The organism is Ereboglobus luteus (assembly GCF_003096195.1).
Taxonomy (GTDB): Bacteria; Verrucomicrobiota; Verrucomicrobiia; order Opitutales; family Opitutaceae; genus Ereboglobus; species Ereboglobus luteus.
Genome location: NZ_CP023004.1, coordinates 1,247,284 through 1,264,073 on the forward strand (window position 1 = coordinate 1,247,284; position 16,790 = coordinate 1,264,073).

1 protein-coding gene is annotated in these 16,790 nt (G+C 63.0%); it reads left to right on the forward strand.

Annotated elements, in window-relative coordinates; translation table 11 throughout:
- Nucleotides 1-341: 341 nt before the first annotated feature.
- Nucleotides 342-16,676 carry an autotransporter-associated beta strand repeat-containing protein gene (locus CKA38_RS04570; protein WP_161554725.1) on the forward strand — a complete coding sequence of 5,445 codons (16,335 nt, stop codon included), beginning with the start codon at nt 342-344 and terminating at the stop codon, nt 16,674-16,676.
- The last annotated feature ends 114 nt before the right edge of the window (nt 16,677-16,790 follow it).

Genomic DNA, 16,790 nt, shown 5'->3' on the forward strand with positions numbered 1-16,790 from the left:
TAAAGCAGGTGTTACTCATTCGGAATTGTGTGTTATATTTGTAATTAGATATACATCAACAAGATACACATATTAAAATCCGTAAAAATAATATGAAGAGCCATTGGGTCGTCACGATACTGCTCCTGAAAGTGCGAGAGCGTGATTTGGTATTTCATGTCGTTTTAAGTCTTCATTTTCGGATGCTCGCAATTTTCTAATTTATTAATAATCAAATAAAAACGTCGATTTTAACATTAAAAATCATGAATAAAAACCCTGTTGCCATACGTTCGTGTGGGTCCATTGAACTTCGTTTGCCAGTGCTTGCGGTTGGCGTGCTGGCTTGGTTGTCCGCATCCATGCTTCAAGGGCAGGTTTCCGGCACTTTTGCCGGCAGCGGCACAAACTGGGGTGATGCCGCCAACTGGGCCGGGGCCAAGATGCCCGGCTCGACCGCCGGTGATACCGCGTTGTTCAATGCCGCCTCGAACTCCTCGCTCGCGAACAAGACCATTTCGCTCGGCTCGGCGCGCACCATCGGCACGCTCAATGTCATCGGACCCAATTCGGTCGATCTGGCCCGTTCCCTGACCATCGGCTCGGCGGCCTCGCCGTCGCTCATTTTTGACAACGGCGCCTCGTCCGCCGTCATCAATCTGTCAGGTGGCCTTAACCTGAAATTTGGCGCTGACATAATCGCAAACAGCAACCTCGTCATTAATAACAACAGCGCGGTTCTCGGCAAAATCTCCATCCTCGGCGCGCTCAATGCGGGCTCCAAATCCATCACTTTTTATAACGACACCAGCTCGGCCGACATCACCGTGTCCGGCGCACTGGCAGCCGGCTCAATCATAAAGAACGGCGAGGGAAAGCTGATTTTCAACTCCGCGTCACCCGCGTCAATCACCGGCCCGATCGCTCTCAACAATGGCGCCATTGTCATTGGCGGCGACAACGTCCTCGGCTCCGGGGTTTTCACGCTTGGGGCAAATGGCAACGAGAAAATGATTTCCCTCTCCGGCAGCATCAGCCGCACCCTTTCCAATTCGCTGGATATTTCGGCATCCGACCTTGTTGTCAGCCGCGAGGATATCCACACAGCGGAAGGTCTTAGCACGCTCACTTTTGATCCGGCCACCGCTTCGCTCACCAGCATTGGCGCCGGCGCCCGCACGATCACCGTCAACGCCTTTACGGGCCTGGCGTTTGGCGCGAATCAGTCGTTTTCCGGCGGCACGCTCGTCAAGGAGGGCTCGGGCGTGCTCACGCTCGGCGGCGCGAACAGCACGTTTTCAGTGCTCGATGTGCGCGCGGGCACAGTGGTCGGCTATATTGGCGGCACGCCGGTGAACATCGGCGGCGGCTCGGGCCTTTTCGGTTCGGGCACCATTCGCGTTGATGGAGGCAACACCGTGCTTGAGGTTCGCGGCGCCAGTGCATCCGACACGCTCAACATTATCAACGGGGCGCACATCTCGCTCACGGACGAGGCGACTTTCCGTCTCACCAACGCCACACTCGGCCTCATGGGCGGTGTCATCGATCTCGGGAGCAGCGGTATTTTCGATTATCAAGGCAGTGTCATACTCGGCAGCACCTCGATTTTGGGCGCGCCGGCCGCGGGTTTCGATTTCGCGGGCAATGTTGCGTTTGACGCCACGCACACCGGCATCGCAGATAACGCCTCCTATCGCATCAATCTTGCCGGCACGGGCACGCAGGTGATATCGCGCACGGCAGGTGGCGCGGTCACTGTTTCCGGCACGCTCGTCAAGAACGGCTCGGGCGAGGTTGTGCTCGATTCCTCCATCACGTCATTCAACACCACCAACGATTTTCAGCTCGCGAACGGCATGCTCACCCTCACGCAAGCCGGCCAGCTCGCCTCCACCGCCACCCTCGCGTTTTCCGGCTCATCGGCATCGCTCAACATCGGCGGACACAACCAAGTGCTCGGCGGTGTGAAAGTTGGCTCCGGCGCGGCGGCGCTCATTTACATGGGCGGCGCGGCGGACACCGCCACGTCGCTTAATCTCGGCGCGCTGTCCTTTGGCAACACGACTTCGGTTTTGCGCATACGCGATTACACGGACGGGACATTGCTGGCGGGCGCGCATGACATTGTGACGGCGTCCAACGGTGCCTCGCTTACATCGGAGCTCGGTCAGATTTGGTTCTACGGTTACAACAAGGGCGCGAGTTGGAACGGCTCCGAACTCACGCCCGGCAGCGGTCTGCTTGACAGCAACTGGGTCGGCGCGGCGTCGGGCAATTTGCGCTGGTTCGACCCGGCCAATTGGGAGCTTAACGACGAGTATGCCATCCCCAACTCCCCCGGCGCCACGGCGCGCATTATCAGCGCCAACATCCCTGGCGGTTTCCCCAGTTATACAACCATCAATCTCGATGGAAACACGGTCACGCTTGGGCACATTTATTACAACGGCATCCCACGCTCGCGCATCACAAACGGCACCATCGTTTTCGACACCGGCGTCTCCGGCTCGAACGCCACTTATTATACGAACAGCACCCAGGACATGTTCAGCACGACCAGTTCGGCCCTCAAAGTCATACTCAAAAGCAATCTCGAATTTACGGGACCGAACACCGTGTTTATTTACAGCCCCATCACCGGCACCGGCGGCATCATCTTGAAGAACGGCAATTTGCGCTTCTACGCGGCCAGCTCCAACGGCTCTTTTTCCGGCGGCATTGACATCTATAATAGCCGCTCTATCGGCATTGAGGGTGCCAACTCCACCGGTTACACGACCTACTCCGGCTTGGGCAGCGGCACGGTTACCATTCACGGCACGGGAGGCATTTACGGCATGGCGGTGGACGGCGTCCACCGAAACATGGTGCTTATCAACAACCCGATCGCCTTCGATCTGGTTTCGGGGAGCGCGACACTCAATGCGTATGCGATCTATCTCAACGGCACCAGCAACATCGCCCTATCGGCCGGCGAACGGGTCTATATCAATGCCACCGACAGCACCACCTCAACCAGCTATGCCAGTAGCAATTCGGTGATTCTCGGTTCGAACTTCAGCTTTACCGGCGCGGGCGGCGTGACCTTTAGCGGCACTTCGCACAAGCGCATTTACAGTGGCAACAACACCTTCACCGGCGGGTTGACCCTGGCGAATGGCACCCTGTGGGTCGACGCGGGCAGCAACAACATCGTGATCGGCGAGGTGAGCCCCGGCAACAATTACATCGGTGCGGGCAATGTCACGCTCACCGGCGGCTCCCTGTGGATGAGCACCAGCGGCAGCATGTTGATCAACGGCGGCACATTGAATATCGCCAGGGGCACTTTTGGTTACGCGCCGGCAGGCGGCATGTGGCTCAACGCCGGCATTATCACGGGCACGGGCACGCTTCGCTCCGATCGCGACATGATCTTCAACGGCGGCACCCTCTCCCCGGATGTTTCGCTCACATTCCTGGGCGGCGTCACCTCGAGCGTTCGCGCCACAAACAACGACATCCATGCGGGCGTGATCAAGGTCAACAATGTCAGCAAAGGCGAAAGCGGAACCAAGATTTTGGATGCCAGCATCAAAAGCCTGGAGGCCACAGGCCGGGTCTCCGCAAACATGGGCTCGCTGGTCGTCAGCGCATCAAACCAGTTGATCTCGCCCATCCTCAGCCTCAATGGCGGCATGCTGGCCCTCGCGGACAATGTGACCAACAACACCATCAACGCGCTCTATCTCGGAAGCGCCGGCGGCATGCTCTCGCTGGGCACTGACAGCGGCCTGGAGTTTTTAACCACCGGCACCGGCGCGAATTGGTCCACCACCGCCACCCTGCTTCTCCAAAACAGCAACGGCGTTTGGACATTCAACGGCAACGGCTCGTATGTCCGTTTCAGCAACTCCAGCGTCCAAACTTACCTCACTGGCACCTTGTTGGAAAACATCGCCTTCACCGGCTTTGAAAATGGCGCGAGAATCGAGAGCGACGGCACCTATTGGTATTTGATTCCCGATGGGGATGCGACCAACGAATGGTCCGGCACGGGCGGCAACAATAATTGGAGCACCGATGGCAACTGGCTAGGCGATGCGCCCAACGCCACTGGCGCCAGCGCCTCCTTCCGAAACCTTGATGAAAACATCTCCGGCAAAACCATCCTCGTGGACGGCGAACAAACCATCGGAACCCTGAACGTCCAGGCCTCCGTCACCGCCACGATCGGCGGCTCCGGCACGCTCGTATTCAGCAATACCGGCAACGCGAACGCCACCATCACCGCCGCCGGCAACAGCAAGCACTTCACCGCGACATGGCGGCTGAATTCAAACACCGACCTCCGCGTCACCTATCCCACGTATCAATCAACCGTGCGCCTGGCCAACAGCATCACCGGTGATGGCGATCTGCGCATCGTCGGCTCCGGCTATTCGATCAATGCCGCCGGCAACAACTCCGCATGGACCGGCAACCTCATCTGGGACGACACCGTCCGCATCAGACTCGACTCGGGCAACCAAAACGTCCTCACCGGCTCCGGCACCTTCTTCATAGGCGACGCCGGCAGCGCAAAGACCTACACCATCGAAGCCGTGGGTGGAGCACGCACACTCAACCTCGCCGGCGGCTGGGTCCTCAACGGACACCTGGCAACCGGCCTGCAACCAAATACCTCGACTTACTACAACCTAACCATCAACGGCGCGGGTTATCTCAGCACCGGGCAGCACACCATCATATCAAACTGGAACGCCTCCGGCACAAACCCCCTGCTCACCTTTAATGGTGTGATCAGCGGCCCCGGCGGCATCACCACCAGCGGCATCGGACGCCTCGTCTTCAACGCCTCCAACACTTACACCGGCGACTTCGTCTGGGACAGCGGCCTCGCCGTGACATTGGGAGCGGACGACGCGCTCGGCCGCGGCACCTTCCGCATCAACTCCTCGTATGATCCCAAACCCATACAATACTGGTCCGTAACACCCGCCGCCGGCGTCAAGCTTTCCAATCCCCTCGTCGTCTCAGCGGGCAACCATCAAATATACCTCACCGGCAACCCATTGTGGTTTGACGCCAACAGCGGCGACTTGGGTGTCTCCAGCACCTTCACCGGAACCCTGGGAATCCGGGGCGGCACCATCATATTCGGGAAAGACCACGTCATCGAAGGCACCGGCGGTTTCGATAATCAAGGCACGGGGGTCGCCAGCTACCAGTATTGGCTTGGCGGGGAAAACACCTTCTCCGGCAACTTCATCACCAACATAAACACCACCAGCTACACCGTCATCGGCGCCAGCTCCACCCAGGACGGCGGCGGTGTCGTCACCAAGGGTCCCATCGGCACCGGCGCCCTAATCCTCAACGCCCAAGGCCTCGCCGTTTACAGCGACACCGATCTCGTCACCACCCAAACCCTTGGCAACACCATCCTCATCAACACCGCCTACGGCCTTTCCTACTACGGCGGCCGCACCATCGCCGCCCTCGGCACCAACCACGCCGACACCCTCGTTCTCAGCGCCAACACCCTCGGCATGCGCAACGGCGCGGAAACCATCTTCAACATCACCTCCGGCACCCTCGTCGTCGCATCTAAAATCCTCGACGGCTCCGGCACGCCCTATCTCCTCGCCAAAACAGGCGCGAGCGTGCTCGAACTCGCCAACACCGACAACGAAATCTCCGCCGGCATCGATGCGCGCGCCGGCACTGTGCTCATCCGGGCCGCGAGTGACAACGAGCAAGTCGGCACCGGAGCCTCCGCCTTCGGCACCGGACGCCTGCGCACCTCGACCGTCACCAACACCGGCAACGCCGGCGCCTTCGAGGTTGTCGCCGTTGACAGCGGCACCGTTACGCTGAATGGCACGGACCGCATCATCCTCAACAACAACGGCCAGTTCCGCGTCACCGGCAACAACGCCACCACCGTGCTCGCCTCCGGCGCCGCCCTCACAAGCACCGGCGCCGCCGGGCAGGAAGGCTCGCTCGTCGCCGGCCTTTTCCAAACCACCAACGGCACCCTCGGCGTGAAACTCAACACCGTCAACTGGACCCTCGGCGCCGGCACGGTAACCCTTGCGCGCTCAAACCTTCTCGCCGGTGCGCAGGACATCTATTTCACCGACAACAGCCGGCTGAACATCAACAAAACCGCGCAGACCATCAATGGCGCGATCCACGTTTCCGGCAGCGCGATCATCGACGTTTCCGGCGGCTCCGCGCACAACCCCGTCTCAATCCTCACCGGGAACATATCGGTCAATGCCACCGACAGCCTGCTGACATTCCTCGGATGGGATGCCGACCCGATCACCGGGCTTGGCTCCACGCTCATACGCTCGAGCCTGGTTGAAGGCGCGGTGATCAATGGCGTGAAACTCGGAAGCAATGCGGCGACCTCCGTCGTGGTTCAGCGCAACGACAATGGCATCCGTGTGCTCCTGCCCTTCGACCAGATATTCGTGTGGAATGGCACGGCCGGCAACTCCCAGTGGGCCATGAACAACTGGATGAAGCAGGACGGCCTGCACCTGCCCGATGCGCAACCCAATGCAAAAGGCGCGTATGTCACATTCAACACCGAGCTCGCCAATCTCAACGGCGCGACCATCACGCTGCCCTCCTCGCGTTATCTCAACAATTTGGTTTTTGCCGGCGGATCAAACACACCCTACGCAATCGGCGGCCTCGGTGGCGCCTCGTTGGTTTTCCAAGGGCTGACCGCCGACGCATCAGGCTTTATCGTGCAAACCGGAGTGAGCGACGTCACCATCAACGCGGGCATCCAGCTTGAGTATGACACCACGGCCGGCAAGGGGAAGAACCTCTCCATTGAGCAAAACGGCGCCGGCTGGCTCATCTTCAACAGCAAGATCGAGGGCCCCGATTCCATCGTGACGGTGAGCGGCACCGGCGCGGGCGCGGTCGTGTTCAATGCCGCGAACATGTTCAGCAAAGGCTTCGTCGTTGAAAGCGGCGAAGTGCACATCGGCGCCGACAGGCTCAACACCGGGGACGGCGGCCCGCTGGGCGTCGGCGCGATCATGGTCGTGGGCGGCACATTGCGCGCCACCGACGGCGCGGGCAACGACGCGAATCGCACGCTCATCAACGACATCGTGTTCGCCGGCGACCTGACGGTCGCGGGCACGGGCGCGCTGTCGATCACCGGCGCGGGCACGATCGTCGCGGACGCGACTGTGACCGTCACCGAGGCAAGCGGCACCTTTGTCCTCGGCTCCGAGGGCGAAACGCTCTCCGGCACGAACAACCTGTTCTTTGAGGGTGAGGGTCAGACGGTGGTGGTCTCCGAACTGGACCTCGGCGTGGTGAACGTTTCCGGCTCCCTCACGGAGCTCGACGGTGTCATCAGCGGCACGACAAAGATCATAAAAACCGGCACCGGCACGCTGCTGCTGCTCGCGGAAAACACGCACAGTGGCGGTGTGGTAATGCAAGGCGGCATCACCGGCATCAACAACAACTCCGCACTCGGCACCGGCACGGCGATGCTCGGCAGCGGCACGCTGCGCCTCGACGCGAACAACCTCTCGCTCGCCAACAATTTCAGCCTCGACAGCACCGGCGAAGTGAACACGCAAACCCACACCGGCACCCTCACGGGCGTGATCAGCGGCGCGGGCAACATCGCCAAGGCCGGCACAGGCGTGCTCACCCTTACCAACGCCGCCAACACACACAGCGGCACCATGCTCGTGCAAGCGGGCACACTCGCGCTCGTCGCGAACAACGCCGCCGGCGCCTCGACGATCCATGTCGATTCGGCCGCCCGTGTTGACCTTTCCTACACCGGCAGCCTCGCCAATGCGGTGAGCGGCGCGGGCGTGCTCGAAATCAACGGCGACATCCTCGTCAACGGCGGTGCCGCAAGCAACGCCTTCACCGGCACCTGGGCGGTCAACGACACCATGCGAATCACCGGATCGGACGCGCTCGGCACAAACAGCAAAATCGCCCTCCCCGGCCTGCTGCAAACCACCGGCACGGCAGACATCACACTCAACAACGCCCTCACCGGCAGCGGCACGGTGCAGTTCAACGGCAGCGGCACGCACGCGTTCGGCTCCAGCGTCGGCTCCGCCTTCACCGGCCTCGTGGATGCGCGCGAAGGCGTCTTCACCTGGGACACCGATGCGAGCACGGCCCTCGTAAACAACGCGACACTTAAGGCAACCGGCGGTCGCGTTGACATAGCCGGCGGCGCACAAAACGCGGGCACCCTCGTCGCCAACGGCGGCACCTTTGCATTCACCGGCACGGCCAACGTCACCGACTTCGCCATCACCGCGGATAGCGCAGTCCACTTCGACCAGGACAAGCTCTCCGCCAAGTCGCTCCTGCAGCAAGACGACGCCACCACCGAAATCCTCGTCGTTTCCGCCAACACCTGGACCGGAACCATCGACGACCTGCGCCTCGTGAACAACTCCGGCGCGACCCTCGGCGCCAGCTCGACCCTCGCGGCCACCAGCGGCACCGACGCGCTTGCGATTTACAGCAACACCCTCGCCACGAGTGACAACAAAACCCTGACACTCGCCTACCGCCTGACCGAACTTCAGCTCCAAGCCGGCAAAACCCTCGACCTCAACGGCGACACCACAACACCCGACACAGGCGACGAACTCAACGCCCTGATCAGCGGCGTGGGCAGCCTGCAAATCTCGGCCAACAACGCCATCACGATCAAAACCGCCGCCACCCACACCGGCATGACCACAACCGCCACCGGCACACTCAAGGCCGGCGCCGCCGATCTCCTCGCCACCTCGGCAGTCCTCGTCAACAACGCCGTATTCGACGCAAACAACCTCAACCAAACCCTGCAAAACCTCCAGGGCAGCGGCACACTCCTCTATGGAAGCGGCACGCTCACGTTGCAAAGCGGCTCCTACGCCGGCCTGCTCGACGGCACGTCGCTCCTCGACAAAACGACCGACGGCACGCTCACCCTCTCCGGCAGCAACACCCACAGCGGCACCACCCGCGTGAGCGCGGGCATCCTCCGCGCTACAAACGCCGGCGCGCTCGGCGCCTCCGCACTGAACATCGCCGCCCCGGCCACCGCGGAACTCTCCGCGATCACCGGCACGCTCGCCAACACCCTCGCCGGCAGCGGCACCCTGCGCGTCGTTGACAACACCTCGGTGAGCCTCACCGGCAACGCCTCCGCATGGAGCGGCGTCACCAACGCCGATTCGGGCCGCCTCTATGTGAACACAACTCTCGGCGATTCCGCCGCCCGCCTCAATGTTTACGCAAGCGCCACGCTCTCGGGCACCGGCAACATTTACGGCCACACGGTGATCAACGGCGGCGTGCTGGCCCCCGGCAACAGCCCGGGCAAGCTATTCTTCACCGGCACGCTCCAACTCTCCAACGCCACCTTCGAATACGATCTCAGCAACATCACCAACCCCGGACACATCGACCAAGGCGCGTTGAACATCAACGACCGCACGGATGTGACCGGTGATGTGATCCTCACCGGCATGAGCACGATCAACGTCCTGGTGGCTCTCACACCGCTAGCGAAAGGCGAGTATGACCTCGTCTATTACACCGGCACGCTCATTGGCGATGCCTCCAATCTCAAGTTCGGCGCGATGAACGGCATTGCCCCCACGGGCACCGACGCCGCCAAGTATCTGGTGAGCACGGGCGAGGACCACTACATCAAGCTGCTCTACGATTTCGGCTACTTCACCTATTGGGACGGCGGCACCGGCACCAACTGGAACAACAACAAAGTCGACGGTGGCAGCGGCACTTGGTATGCGCCCGCCGGCTCCATGACCTACACCGCATGGAGCGGCTCGGGCGGCTCGCCCAACGGCGAATGGCTCGACGCCGGCTTCGCGATCTTCAAGGGCGACGCGGGCACCGTCACCGTGGACAACAGCACCGGCAGCGGCACGATCGCCTTCTCCGGCGCGCAATTCAAGACGGACGGCTACCTGCTCACCGGCGGCACGCTCACCACCGGCGGCACCGACGCCGTTGTGCTCAACATCGACAGCGCCGTCTCCGCCACCATCGCCACCACGATCACCGGCACGCACAACGTGGAGAAAGATGGCGCCGGCACGCTCGTTCTCGCCGGCACCAACACCTACACCGGCACAACCAGCATCATCGGCGGCGCACTCGTGACGACCAACGAACACGCGCTCGGCGCGAACGCCGTGAACCTCGCCGCCAACGCCACCCTGCGCGTCGCCTCCGGCAGCATGACCTTCGCCACCGCGATCACCGGCGGCGGCCTCCTGGAAGTCGATCTCGCCAGCGCGACGGACGCCTTTGCCTTCGCCGCCACCACCGGCACCGCCTTCACCGGCACGGCGAGCTTCAACAACAGCGCGTATCTCCTGAACAACAACACGCTGGCCAACGCCACCGCGAAACTCAACGCCGGCAACACGACCACCGTGGCCACCGGCACGCAGCACATCGGCAACCTCACCGCCAGCGGCGGCGCGCTCGGCTTCACCTACGCCACCGGCACGCAAGCCGACGGCATCATCCGCACCGGCGCGTTCGACGCGATCAGCGGCACGGTCACCGTTTCGAACACCAACCCGTCCACCGGCACGACCGGTCTGTTCGCAAGCACGCTCCTGCAACAGGACGAGGGACTCTCCGTGCGCCTCCTTAACGCGACGACCGTCAGCAACACCAACCTGACCCTCGCCGGTGGCGCGACCACGACCGCCGACATCCGCGACGGCGTGGTGACGACCGCCACGGCCACCTACACGCAGGCGCTCAACTACACCGGCGGCCTCGCGGTCGATTACGCGCTCACGCAGCTCGACCTCGTCGCCAGCCGCACCACCACGCTCTCCGGCGACACGACCGACACCGCCGCCGCCGAACTGCACGCCCAAATCACCGGCGCGGGCAATCTCGCCATCAACGCCACCAACGCGATCACGCTCAACAACGCCGCCAACACCTACACCGGAAAAACCATCGTCAACACCGGCACCCTCGTGCTCGGCGTTGACAATGCGCTCGGCAACACCAGCGAGCTGACCATCGCCTCCGGCGCCGTTGTCGACACGAATGGCCGCGCGCAAACCATCCGGAACACCAATCCCAACACCAGCATCATAAACGGCTGGCTCAACATCCATGATGGCTCCGTGATCAAATACAGCGGCACCGGCGGCACCGACAATATCCTGTTGAGCATCGGACATCAGTCGGGCGCAAGCGGCACGGTGACAGTGAGCGGCAACGGCTCGCAGCTGAGCCTCAATGAATCGCCGAGTTACATCGTCAACCAATTCGTCATTGGCAACAGCGGCACCGGACTGCTCGACATCAAACAGGGAGGTCTCGTGAATATCAGCGGGGCCAACAGCTCCATCATTGCCGGCTATACCGCCGGTGGCGTGGGCACCATCAACGTGAGCGGCAACGGCTCGGAACTGAACACCGACAACCAAATGCTCCTGGGCTTCGGCGCCAATTCGGCCGGCCACCTCAATATCTCCGACGGCGCCCAAATGACCACCAGCAGTTTCCTTTACATCGGCAAGCACGCCACCGGCACGGGTGCCGTCATGGTGACCGGCCCCGGATCCCGGCTCAATGCGCAGGGAAAAACCATTAGTGTTGGAGACAAAGGCACCGGCACGCTCACCATCGAGAACAGCGCCTTGGTTGAGGCGGGCACTCTAAGAATTGGCGCCGCCGCCACTGCCAATGGCACCCTGAACCTTGACGACGGCGTGCTTTCCCTCGGCAGTTCGCTGATCAAGTCCAGCACCGCCACCGGCACCGCCTTCATCGACAGCGGCACGTTGCGCGCCAGCGGCGCGGCCCTGACAATCAGCGGCTTCGCCGGCGACGAGTTTTACATCAAAAACGGCGGCGCGTGGTTCGACACCAACGGCGCGCGCATAACGGGCTCCAGTGCCATCGCCGGCACCGGCGCGCTGAACAAAGTCAACACCGGCACGCTCACGCTCTCCGCGTCGAACAGCTACGCGGGCGGCACCGAAATCAACGAAGGCACCCTGATCATGGGCAACGAAAACGCCCTTGGCTCCGGAACGGCCAACATCGTCGCCGACGCCGAGCTGCGCATTTCCATATCCAACACCGTCACCCTCGCCAACGCGCTCAAGGGCTCGGGCCTCCTGAATATCAACCTCAATGATGCCGACCGGACCTTTGATTTCGGCGCTACCGGGGCCGCGGCCACCGGCGCCTCCTTCACCGGCACCGTGCGACTCGCCAACGCCACGCTTAACCTCGGCACCGATGCGGCGCACACAAACAACGCCCTCGCCCTCGCCAGCTCGATGCTTGAATTGCGCTCCGGCGCCATCCTCGCCACCAACTCCGAAACCCGCCACCTCGGCGGCCTGGACATGGGCGCGGGAAGCGTGACCCAAATCGACATGACCGCGATCGTGCCGACGCAAGTGCTGCAAACCGGCACGCTCGCCGTGGACAGCGGCGCGAAGATCGCCTTCAACGGCTACACTGGCACCACGCCGGTCATCTCCTCGACCAACCCCGTCAACTTCCTCGACCAGGACGGCCTGACCGCGCACGCCACGCTGCTCATCGCCACCGACAACCTTCTCACAGACAATATTCACGTTGCCATCACGCAGGAAGACGGCGTCACGCCGATTACCTTTGGCCAGCAAATCGACTACGGCGCGGCCATCGCCACCTATAATTACACCGCGCTGACCGGCACCCAGGCACAAGCCCACTCCGGAACAGTCAGCGGCACCGCGGGCCTCTACTACGATTACCTCCTGACGACCCTCGACATCAAGAGCGGCACAACCCTCGTCCTCGACAGCACCGCCGCCACGGACAAAACGCTCTCGGCCCTCATCACCGGCTCGGGCAACCTCGAACTGGTCGCCGGCTCCGGCCACATCATCCTGAGCCATAGCAACAGCTACACCGGCACGACCACGATCACCTCGGGCACGACCATACTCGACGCAACCGACGCGCTCGGCCAGACCGCGCACCTAACCGTCACCGACTCCGCCGCGCTCGACCTGGGTGGCCACAAGCAAACCATCACCAATGGCGCGCAAATCGACGGCGGCCTCTACAACAGCCACACTCACGCCGCCATCACGGGCAGCCTCGGGCTTGGCGGCCTGGTGAGCATCACCAGCACCAACGCCGGCTTCGCGGCGAACGTCGGGGTCACCGGCACGACGACAATCAACAACACGCAGGCGCTGGGCAACAGCGGCACGGCAAACGTGACCGGCGAACTCGTCCTCGACAGCGCCACCGGCACGCTCGCCAAGCAAGTCGCGGGCACGGGCACGGTCTCGCTCATCGCCAGTTCGAGCGTCGCGCTCACCGGCACCAACACGCTCTCGGGCGAATGGAACATCGCGCAAGACACCGCGCTGCGCGCCAGCAGCACCGCGAACCTCGGCCTGGCCGACATCCTCCTGGACGGCCTGCTGAGCTTCGAGAACGCGGCCGACGAAACCCTCGCCAACAACCTTAGCGGCAGCGGCACCTTCGCCAAGGAAAACACCGGCAACCTGACAATCAGCCACTCGAACGCCTTCGCCGGAGCGACGCAAATCGACAGCGGCACGCTCACCCTCGCCGACCTCGGCGGCGTCGGCACAAGCACCGTCGCCAACAACGCGATCCTCGACCTCGCGGGCACGGGCACCTTCGCCAACACGATCTCGGGCACCGGCGTGAACCTCGTCTCCGGCAGTGTGAGCCTGCGCGGAACCAACACCGCCTTCACCGGAACGCTGCGCGTCACCGGCACCGCCGACATCACCGACAACGACCAAGTCGGCGGCGCCACCGCGCACACCGTCATCGCATCCAATGCGAAACTGGCCACCACCGCGACCAGCTTCATCCACGACCTGACCGGCGACGGCATCCTCGCCATCAACTCGGTGAGCGGCACCTTCGACTTCATGGCGACAACCGGCAGCGCCTTCGCGGGCACGGTGACGCTCGACGCGACCGCGCTCACGCTCAACACCAACCACAACACCGAGGCGCTCGCCAGCGCGACGCTCCAGCTCAACACCGGCGGCATCCTCCACTCCAACGGCGAAACCCGCCGCATCCACGGGCTGACGCTCAACGGCGGCGCGCTCTGGCTGCCGATGAACGGCGTGGACCCGGTCGAGGTGCTCAACGTCGGCACGCTCTCCATCGCCGACCTCGGCAGCACGGTGGTCTTTGAAAACTACACCGGGGGCACGACCGCGATCATCGACTCGACCGTCCAGAAGAACTGGCTCGACCAGGACAACCTCACGGACAACGCAACACTGCTCGTCGCCGCCGACACGCTCGCCGAGGCCGCGCCGCGCCAAATCGCCATTTACAAGGCCGACGGCACCGCGCTGTCCAACGGCCAGACAATCGAGCACGACGAAGTTTACGCCATCTACAACTACACCGCGCAAACCACCGGCAGCGCCAGCGCCCACACCAGCGGCAGCCTCGCCCCCGGCCTCTACTACGACTACGTGCTCACCGAGCTCAACGTGAAGCAGGACAAAACCCTGCAACTCACCGACGCCGGCGCGACCGACGACACGCTCTCGGCCGCGATCACCGGCGACGGCAGCGTCACCTTCACGACCGGCTCGGCGATGACCCTCACCGGCTCGAACACCTACACCGGCACCAGCACGCTGATCAGCGGCACGGTGGTCGCCGGCGTGGACAACGCGCTCGGTTCCACAAAACTCATCCTCGTGGAAATCCCCGCCACCTTTGACCTGAACGGCAAGGCGCAAACAATCGCCGAGGGCGGCCGCATCGACGGCCACCTCGCCGGCACGGGCACGCTCACCCTCGCCTCGGGCACCCTCGCCATCAACAGCGCCAACGCCGACTACAGCGCGCAAACCAACATCGGCGCCCCCGCCACCGTGCACGCCACCGACGCCGGGGCGCTTGGCACCTCGCACGTCCAGCTCGACGGCGTGCTCAAGGTTGACGCCACCGGCACGATGCAAAACACCCTCGCCGGCTCCGGCCAGTTCCACGCCTCGAGCGGAGACATCACCCTGGTCAACTCCAGCGCCTCCTTCCACGGCACCGGCACGGTCACTTCCGGGCGCCTCACCGCGACCGAAATCGACGCGCTCGGCGACGCGCCGATCGGCGTGGCCGCCGGCGCGGGCTTCGAGCAACTCAACGTCACCGGCACGCTGCAAAACGCCCTCTCCGGCGAAGGCACGCACCTGGTCACAAACAGCACGCTGCGCCTCAACGATCCGCTCAACTACACAATCGCCAGCACCACGCTCGACTCGAACTCCGCGCTCATCCTCGAGGCAACCGGCTACGCCTTCGGCACCCTCAACATGAACAACGGCGTGCTCGCCTTCGCCAACCTCGCCGACCGCGCCCGCATCGCCACCCTCGGCGCCTCCACCGGCAACATCGTGATGAACGCCGATCTCTCCGCACTAAGCGAAGGCATCAACAACGCCGCCACCATCGCCAACTACCTCGACATCGCCAACGCCGGCGCGGGCACGCACAACGTCTTCATCGAGACAAACGGCACGCTGCCCTCCGCGCTCAACGCCTCCATCGAACTGATCGGCGTGGACGCCGCGAGCAGCGCGACCTTCACCCTCGCGAACAACGCCGCCGGCAAACTTGAGTATGACCTCACTGTCTTCGAACTGGTGCGTGGCGACCTCAGCGACTATACGCCCAATGCGAACATGTGGTATTTGAGCGACCGCAACCTCAGCCACGCCGCCGACGCGATCATCAACACCGCCTCGACCCTGGCGATCGACTGGAACTACTCGCTCGACTCGATCCACCAGCGCCTCGGCGACATCCGCCTCGGCCTCGAGCACGCCTCCCTCGGCAGCGTCTGGATCAAGTCGCGCGGCTACCGCCTCAACGCCACGAACGAACTCTCCGGCATGTCCTTCCGCCAGTATGGCTGGGGAGTGACCGGCGGCGCGGACAAATCCTTCGGCACCCAAACCGGAGTCAGCCTGCTCGGCGGCTTCATCGACGCCGGCGGCATCAACCGCGAGTTCGACAACAACGGCAACGGCCACACCACCAACGTCGGCATCGGCGCCTACCTCACACTCATCAAAAACAACGGCTGGTTCGCCGACATCACGGCCCGCGCCGACCGCTACTCGAACCGCTTCGAGGCGCGCTCCTACGACGGCACGACGACCAAGGGCCGCTACAACAACAACGCCCTCGGCCTCTCGCTCGAAGCCGGCCGCCGCCTGCAGCGCACCGACGGCTGGTGGATCGAGCCGACCGTGCAAATGAGCGTCCTCTGGCTCGACGGCGCGAGCTACACAACCGAGGCCAACGCCACGCACCGCGCGATGAAAGTGAAGATCAACGACTCGATGAACACGCAATACCGCGCGCTGTTGCGCTTCGGCCGCCAGATCAAGGACAGCCGCTGGCACCCCTACGGCAAGCTCGCCGGGGTGGCGGTTGACTCGGATCGCGGCGCGATCAAGGCGCACGGCAAAACCTTCCGCACCGACTACGACGGCCGCCGCGTTGAGTTTGGCCTTGGCACGAGCTACCGCATCGACACTGCCTCGCAACTCTACATCGACTACGAATACGCCAAGGCCCAGGCCTACGAACGCCCCTGGTCCATCAATCTCGGCTACCGCAGACTCTGGTAAGCAAAATCCCGGGATCGCAGGGCATCCTGCCCGCAGGATGCACGCGCCGCGCAAACCGCAAAACCTGCGGGCAAGATGCCCGCGTTCCCGGGCGCGGTGTGATTGAGAAATCAC

Bases quoted from the DNA above. Each gene is read 5' to 3' on its own strand.
- CKA38_RS04570 (WP_161554725.1), top strand. From the start codon at position 342: ATGCTTCAAGGGCAGGTTTCCGGCACTTTTGCCGGCAGCGGCACAAAC.